General features: G+C 67.0%; 8 protein-coding genes. All 8 read right to left on the bottom strand.

Annotation, left to right across the window (positions count from 1 at the left end; all coding sequences use genetic code 11):
* Positions 1-22: 22 nt before the first annotated feature.
* The gene (locus RBJ65_RS41960; protein ID WP_306321771.1) at positions 23-475 is read right to left on the bottom strand and encodes a hypothetical protein; all 453 of its coding nucleotides are present in this window, start codon (positions 473-475) and stop codon (positions 23-25) included.
* A 155-nt stretch (positions 476-630) separates the two neighbouring features.
* Entirely contained in the window at positions 631-831 is a 201-nt protein-coding gene (locus RBJ65_RS41955; protein WP_306321772.1) for a hypothetical protein, read from the bottom strand.
* A gap of 77 nt (positions 832-908) precedes the next feature.
* Positions 909-1,310, bottom strand: coding sequence for a hypothetical protein (locus RBJ65_RS41950; protein WP_306321773.1), 402 nt, complete (start codon positions 1,308-1,310; stop codon positions 909-911).
* Positions 1,307-1,696, bottom strand: coding sequence for a hypothetical protein (locus RBJ65_RS41945; protein WP_306321774.1), 390 nt, complete (start codon positions 1,694-1,696; stop codon positions 1,307-1,309). The genes RBJ65_RS41950 and RBJ65_RS41945 overlap by 4 nt, the downstream gene beginning before the upstream one ends.
* Before the next feature lie 8 nt (positions 1,697-1,704).
* The gene (locus tag RBJ65_RS41940; RefSeq protein WP_306321775.1) at positions 1,705-1,902 is read right to left on the bottom strand and encodes a hypothetical protein; all 198 of its coding nucleotides are present in this window, start codon (positions 1,900-1,902) and stop codon (positions 1,705-1,707) included.
* 346 nt (positions 1,903-2,248) lie between these two features.
* Positions 2,249-2,635: a hypothetical protein gene (locus RBJ65_RS41935; RefSeq protein WP_306321776.1), complete on the bottom strand. Its 387-nt coding sequence runs from the start codon at positions 2,633-2,635 to the stop codon at positions 2,249-2,251.
* Positions 2,636-2,682: 47 nt separating this feature from the next.
* Positions 2,683-6,228, bottom strand: a complete 3,546-nt coding sequence (locus RBJ65_RS41930) for a chemotaxis protein (protein WP_306332216.1) — start codon at positions 6,226-6,228, stop codon at positions 2,683-2,685.
* 107 nt (positions 6,229-6,335) lie between these two features.
* On the bottom strand, positions 6,336-7,082 hold a 747-nt coding region (locus RBJ65_RS41925; protein WP_306332215.1), incomplete at its 5' end, for a glycerophosphodiester phosphodiesterase family protein.

Genomic DNA, 7,082 nt, shown 5'->3' with positions numbered 1-7,082 from the left:
ATCGCCCCGCTTCGTGCCAAGGTCAGAGCAGGGGAGTCTCGTCGATGGCGGCGGACTCGATCCAGAGGCCTGCCAGCTCGCCTTGGCTTCCGACGCCGACCGCGACCGGTCCGCAAGCGATTTTGGTGACCGACTCGACGTCGTCGAAGAAGATGACTTCTTGGTCTTCGGAGTGATGCCAGGAAAGGTCTGCCGTTTCTCTCGCGAATCTCCTCGCGGGATCACTGGTGTCCCAGCCGGAAACGTCAAACACGGGCAGAGCGTTATCGATCACCTCCCCTCGGAACGAGTGTTTCGGGGAATCCGCCTGGATCGGCATGGTGACGACGGTGATCCCCATGAGCTCGCCGCTCTCCCGTTGCAGGTCGATTTCGATCAACCCGCCGGAGGGGCTCGATACCACCAGGTTGAGCGGCTGCCGCGTTCTGTCCACCCACCAGGAGGCCTTCAGTGGGATCCAGGGGTCCCGCTCCACGTCTACCCCCTGGCAGGCGACCCAGCGAACCACTCTTGTCATCAGTTGGCCTCAACCTCGTAGGTGTAGTGCTTCGTATCTCGCGTACATGTGGGCCAATGTTGTCGGATCATCCCGATCCGACAAGAACTCCAGTAGCAAGGAGAGCAGCAGGTCTACGGCGTGTTCCTCTTGCTGGGGGAGGGCAGGATGTCCAGCTTGTTCAATCCGGCGAGCTCCATGTCCGGGAACGCTTCTTCGAGGACAAGTGCCTGCCAGCCGAAACTGGTGCACTCGCCTTTTCGTACGGTCAGCCACTCGGTGAATCCCCGAAGGCATCCTCCTGCGCGCGCCTCGTCGAATCCGATCAGGGGCATGTATGCATTCCAGTACGATGCCTGCAGGCCGTACAGCCCTGGCCTGGCTCGAACCTTTTCGAATAACTCCTTGTCGTTTATGAATTCTCCGTGGTCGACTCGCCGTCCTTCAGTGCGCAAAGGCGATGGTATTCCGCGTATGTGTGCGCCAGCGCGAGAGAATCGTCTCGCGCTTCGAGGAAGTCGAGCACGAGTGAAAATAGCTGGTCCACCGCGTGCCGGTCTTGATCCGGGGAAAGTTGGCGCCAGTGTTCGATGTCGGCGCCGGGCAGAGCTTCTTGGAGGACGAGTGCGTACCACGCGAAGCTGGATGGCTCTCCCTTGCGCACGATGAGCCACTCCCTGAAACCACGCAGCGTACCGCCGCTTCGAGCCAGGTCGTGGCCGAGCAGGAGCATGGCGGTCGGATGGTAGGTGCCGTTCAGGCCGTACATTCCCGGTCTGGCGCGGACCTCTTCGATGAATTTTCTGTCGTTCATTGGATCCCCGGCTGATGCAGTGCTTCGTACCTCACATACATGTGGGCCAGTCTTGTCGGATCATCCCGATCTGCCAAGAATTCCAGTAGCAGGGAGAGCAGCAGGTCTACGGCGTGTTCCTCCTGCTCGGGGTTCAAGATGTCCAGCTTGTTCAATCCGGTGGGCTCCATGTCCGGGAACGCTTCTTCGAGGACAAGTGCCTGCCAGCCGAAACTGGTGCACTCGCCTTTTCGTACGGTCAGCCACTCGGTGAATCCCCGAAGGCATCCTCCTGCGCGCGCCTCGTTGAATCCGATCAGGGACATGTATGCATTCCAGTACGACGCCCGCAGGCCGTACAGTCCCGGCCTGGCTCGAACCTTTTCGAAGAATTCCTTATCGCTCATGAATCCTCCTAGAATCCGAAGTTGATGATGTCGCCGTACTCCCGTTTCGCCTTGTACTCTGCGATCGATTCGCCGCCCTTCGGGGTGAACGCGTCATAGACGCGGCCATCGCGAACCACGACGTAATGATTACCGTTGTTCCAGTTGATGGTCTCCTGGTCGCGGTATTTACCGAAGAACGGTCCCGCCGGGCCAAAACTGATCACCTCGCCTTCGCCGAGACTGTCGCGAATTCTTTCAGCGACGCTTTGCAGTCGCCAGGGCCATTCGTGATCATCGACGCGTCTCTCGGAAGGCCTGGGACGTTGTGCTCTCCGCACGGAAGACCCGCGCTCATCGGCACTGAAGATTGTGTAGCGAACCGGCTGACGATCTTGCAGCCGCGCTTGAGGAGTTTCAGCTGATCGTAACGGCCCCGCATTTAGGCGGGATCGAGCGGGACTCAGCCGCGCGACAACCGACCCGGTCGGGCGTGTTGAAGGATGTACCGCCCTACCGGGGCAGGGCGGTACATCATGTGCCGCGTGAGGCTTCTACGGAGCCTCGCGGTGGCTAGAACCGATCGAGGCTCGGGAAGAGGTCCTTGTCCTCCCAGTCGTCCGAGAAGGACTCCAGCATGCGCTCGTAGTGACGTGTGAGCCTGCGGTTGGGGCGAGTGACACTGTCGCGGTAGCCCGCCTCGACTTCGCGCCGCAGCCAGTCCCACCGGAATCGGTGGCCGAAGTACTGGATGAACTCGGTGACTCCCGGCAGTTCCCAGGAATCCAGTACCTGCGAGAGCGCCTTCCTGGTGTCGGCCGACTCGGGAGCGGCGTCGACGTGGGCCGCGAGCTGGTCCAGGACGGGGTCCGCGGCGAGCGTGGAACTCGTCCGGTCGAGGAGTTCCGAGACCCTCCGGAACCCGTCCACCAGCACCTGATGAAGCGACTGCCCGTGCATGCCGTCGCCTCCTCCCGTGTGGGCCGATTCGTTCACAGCTCCAGCACCTACTTCCACCGCTCCTTGTACGACTTCTCGGTCACCTCGAAGCCCGCGTCGCGGAAGGCCTTCTCAGCGGCGGCTCTCGCCTCCGGGCCCGTCGGCTGGTAGTGACCGGACCGGTTGTCGATCGACTTGATCCTGCCCTGCCACAGCTTCAGCTCGCCCGCAGCGATGACCTTGCCCTTCTGGGCGAGATCGATGTGCCCGTAGATGCTGCCGAGTCGGGTCACGCGCAGTTCTCCGTCGGGCAGCACCACGTACACGAACCGTCCGGTGGCTTCGAGCAGTTCATCCATCTTCTCGAGCGGCACCTTGTCCAACGGGACGGCAGTGTCGTCCGGTTCGAGGTTGTCCCAGACCTTGCACTCCTTGGCCGGGTCGCTCAGGGGTGCTGCCGCCTGCTTGGTCCCGTACGAGGTTGTCCGTGCCAGGTTCAGCCTCGTGCAGGGCGACTTCACTCCCTTGATCTTGACGCGCAGGGCCGACATCGCGAGCCCTTCGAGGCATGAGGAATCCGGCTTGGTGAGGCATTTCTCGATCGCGTCCGCGCCGACGTACCAGGCGATGAGGCGGTCCAGATACGTGCTGGTGATGCACCCCATGCCGCCGGCGCCGTCGGACCCGCAGACCAGGAGCGTCTCGCCCGGCTTCAACTCGCCATTGGCCAGCATGTCCCGGCGATACTTCACCAGGCGCTTCTCGAGCGCCTTGCGCAGCTCTTGGTCCGAGATGGGCTTGCTGGCCTCCTGGAGCTCCTCCTTAATCTGCGCCTTCAGTTCCGCGACCAGCTTTTGGGCCGCGATCTTCAGTGCCTCGGTCGCTGCCTTGGCCGCCGCCTTGGCGTCCTCACCGGCTGCCGTCGCCGACATGCTCGCTTCGACGGCGGATCTGTTCGCCTGTGCGGAGTAGCCCCGGGCGACACCTGCGGAATGCTGGGCCCGTTCCGCCGAGCGTGCTGCCGAATTCGCCGCCTGCTGCGCCGAAGCGGCCGCCGACCTCGCGGTCCTCGCGGACTCGGCGGCACGGTTCGCGGAGTCGGCGGCCCGGTCCGCCGATCGTTCGGCCTCGTCCGAGTAGGTCTTCGCGCGGTCGGCGGACTGCCTGGCCTCCTCTGCCCACTTGAGGGCATCGGCCGCGTCCTTGCGGGCCTCCGCGGCCACCTTCTGCGCCTCGGCCGCGTCCTCCTGGGCCAGCGACGCGGACTTGTACGCCGCCTGCAACAACGTGCCCACCTCTGCCACGTGGGCCGCGGCGTTGGCATCGCGCTGCTGTGCTTTGTACAGGCCGAGCGTCACGAAGGCGTGCAACTCGTCGGGGGGTCCGGTCAACGCCGCCTGGCCCGCGGCCTGGACCTCCGGTCCGCCGTTGGCGACGGCCTGGGCGGCCGTGACCCGGTCGTCCTCCTCGCGGGCCGTGTACTGGTCGACCTCCAGGAACCGCACGAGGTCGGCGGCGTCACCGTCAAGGGCCTCGTTGGCGGCGGCCTTCACCCCCGGGCCGCCCTTCGCCGCGATGTTGGCCACCGCCACGCGGTCGTCGTCCTCCTTGCCCGGGTAGGCACGGCTGCGCAGGAAGTCACGGACCTCCGCGATCGGCTTGTCGACCACGGCCAGGGCGGCCTCCTGCTGTGCGGGGATCTCCGAGGACGCGGCGATGTGCGCGGCGCCGGCCCGGTCGTCCTCCTCCATGGCCACGGCGAGCCGGCTGCGCACGAACTCGATCACGTCCTCGTCCGTGCCCGCCAGTGCCTGCCACGCGGCATCCTGGACCCAGGTCCCGGCGCTGTTGAGGAGGACGACGGCAGCCTGCCGGCCCTTGTCGGCGGTCACCTTCGGATCGGTCGCCGCCTCGGCGTCCTTGAGCAACTCCTGTGTCTTCGCGTCGAGTTCCTGGAGCCGGCCGATCTCCCACTGCGCGGCGGCCTTGCGCTTCTCGTAGGCGTCGTTGGCCTCCTCCGCCGTCAGGATCGCCTCGTCCTGCTGCTGGGCCAGGCGTTCCGCGTCGGCCTTGCGGGCCAACTCCACGACAGCCGAGGCCTTTTCGGCCGCCGCGAGAGCACGGTTCGCGGAATCGGTGGCCGCGTCCGCCGCAGCGGTGGCCCTGTTCGCCGCGTCCACGGCATTGGCGGCCTCATCGGCGGCCTTGTCCGCTGCCGCCGCGGCGGCCTCGGCGTGCTCGGCGGCTTCATTGGCCGCGTCCCGCGAGTCCCTGGCGGCCTGCGCCGCCTCATTGGCATTCACCTGCGTGGCATTGGCCGCGCGTGTCGCCTGTTCGGCGAGCCGCTTGGCGCGGGCTGCCGCCCGCTGCGCCTCGTCGCTCTTCGACCCGGCCTCATTGGCCCAACGGCCCGCGTCGGCTGCCGCCGAGGCTGCCGCCGCGGCGTTCCGGCCGGCACTGGCGGCGGCACCCGCGGCCTTGGAGGCGTTCTCGGCGGCGATCCCCGCCTGCTCGGCGGCGTCGGCCGCCTTGCGGGCACCCTTCGCCGCGTCACGTGCCTTCTGCGCGGCCTTACGGGCGTTGTCCGCCTGCAGCGCGTTGCCCGCCGCCGCGGCCGCGGCGGATCTGGCCGAGGCGGCGGCGTTCCCCGCCTGGCCGGCGGCGTAGGCCGCTTGTGCGGCGGCGGTGGCGGCCACGCGTGCGGTCGCGTTGGCCGCCGCGGCGGCGGACACCGCGGTGCGGGCCGACTGGGCGGCCCGGTCGGCCGCGGCAGCCGCGCGGGACGCGGCCGCCGCTGCCCGGCCGGCCGATTCCTTGGACTCGAGCGCCTCCTTGGCGGCGAGTTCCGCCGCGGCCTGGGCCGCCGCCGTGGCCTTCTCCGCCTTTGCGGCCTCTTCCTTGGCGGTCTCGGTCAGCTCTTTGGCACGCTTCTGGGCGCTGTCGGCGAGCGCGGCCAACTGACCGACGGTGAGGGTCTCCTGGTCGCGGGCGGCCGCGACCGCCCAGCCGTCGTCCAGGAAGTCCTGGAGGTCGTCGGCATTGCCGTCGAGAGCCTGCCCCGCGAGCTTCTTCACGTTCGGGCCGCCCGCGTACAGCACCTGGGCGATGCGGACCCTGTTGTCCTCTTCGCGGGCCCGGTACTGGCCCTCCGCGATGAAGTTCTCCTGGTCCTCGGTCGTGCCGTCCAGTGCGGTACTGGCCGCCGACTTCACCCCGGGCCCACCGGCGGCCATGATCTGCGCCACCTTGACGCGGGTGTCCGTCTCCTGGGCCGGTACGAACTCGTTGTTGAGGAACGCGAGCAGTTCCGCCTCGCCGCCCCCGAGGGCGGTGTTGGCGGCCTCCCGGACACTCGGACCGCCCGTCGCGATGAGCTGGGCGACCTGCACCCGGAGATCTTCGACCTCAAGGCGTGGCAGGTCCTGCTCCATGAACGTCCGCACGTCGGCGTCGGAGCCCAACAGGGCCGCCTCGGCGGCCTTGCGGACTCCGGGGCCACCGTACTTCCAGGCTTCGAGGACATCGGACTTGTAGTAGTCCCAGACCTCCTCCTCCGCCGAGGCGGGCCGGGGATCGATGCCCAGCAGCATCGTCAGGGCTATGAGTGTCGCCACCGCGCCGCGCCATCCCACGGCGGCTCGTAATCTGACATTCAATGCGTGACTCCCTCGTTCACTTATTGATGTGAGTTTTCAGTTGCCGATGCGAGAGCTTCTCGGCGTTACGAGGCGCAATGCGACGCGCGCCACTGCAGGAACTGCACGGAGCGGTCGGTGATGACCCCGTCCACGTCCCACGACGTGACGTTCGTCCATTCGCTCTCGCTGTTGACCGTCCACGTGAACACCGAGACGCCGGCCTGCTTGAGCGCGGTCACCACGGCGGGCCGGGACGAGAGGGCAGTGGATTTCACCACGTAGGCGTCGAGGCCGAGGGTTTGCGCCGTCGCGACGGGGTCGGTGTCGAGTGTCGACCGAACCAGTGCGAGCTCGGTGCGGTGCGGAGAGCGGGCCGCATCCTCGATCACGGATTCGTCGAACGACTGCAGGGTCGTGCGCTCGGTCATGCCGTGCTCGGAGACAAGCCCGAGTGCCTTGTCGACCGCGGCAGCCGACTGGGGCCCCTTGATTTCCAGCAGGAGCCGGGAGGAGAACGGCTGGAGCGCGAGCAGCGCCTGATCCAAGGTGGGAACCTTGCCGCCGCCGTCCACGGTGAGTTGGGCGATCTCCGCGGCGGTGAGTTCGTCGACACGGCCGGTGCCGTCGGTGGTTCGGTCCACGGTGTCGTCGTGCATGATCACGGGCTGGCCGTCCTTGGTGAACTGCACATCGGTCTCGACCCAGTCCACGCCGTGCTCGGCGGCGCCGGTGAGTGACTCGAGGGTGTTCTCCGGGGCGAGTTCAGGTGCTCCGCGGTGGCCGAGCGCCGCTGTGTCGGCGCATCCGATGACGACGGACCTGTCCCAGAT

The sequence above is a fragment of the Streptomyces sp. KL109B genome, assembly GCF_030766935.1.
Lineage (GTDB): Bacteria > Actinomycetota > Actinomycetes > Streptomycetales > Streptomycetaceae > Streptomyces.
Note: the sequence above shows the minus strand (reverse complement) of the source record. Positions and strands in the feature narration are given on the sequence as shown.

Coding starts and splice junctions, on each gene's coding strand:
- RBJ65_RS41950 (WP_306321773.1), bottom strand. CDS start 1,310: ATGAACGACAGAAAATTCATCGAAGAGGTCCGCGCCAGACCGGGAATG.
- RBJ65_RS41935 (WP_306321776.1), bottom strand. CDS start 2,635: ATGCACGGGCAGTCGCTTCATCAGGTGCTGGTGGACGGGTTCCGGAGG.
- RBJ65_RS41945 (WP_306321774.1), bottom strand. CDS start 1,696: ATGAGCGATAAGGAATTCTTCGAAAAGGTTCGAGCCAGGCCGGGACTG.
- RBJ65_RS41955 (WP_306321772.1), bottom strand. CDS start 831: ATGCCCCTGATCGGATTCGACGAGGCGCGCGCAGGAGGATGCCTTCGG.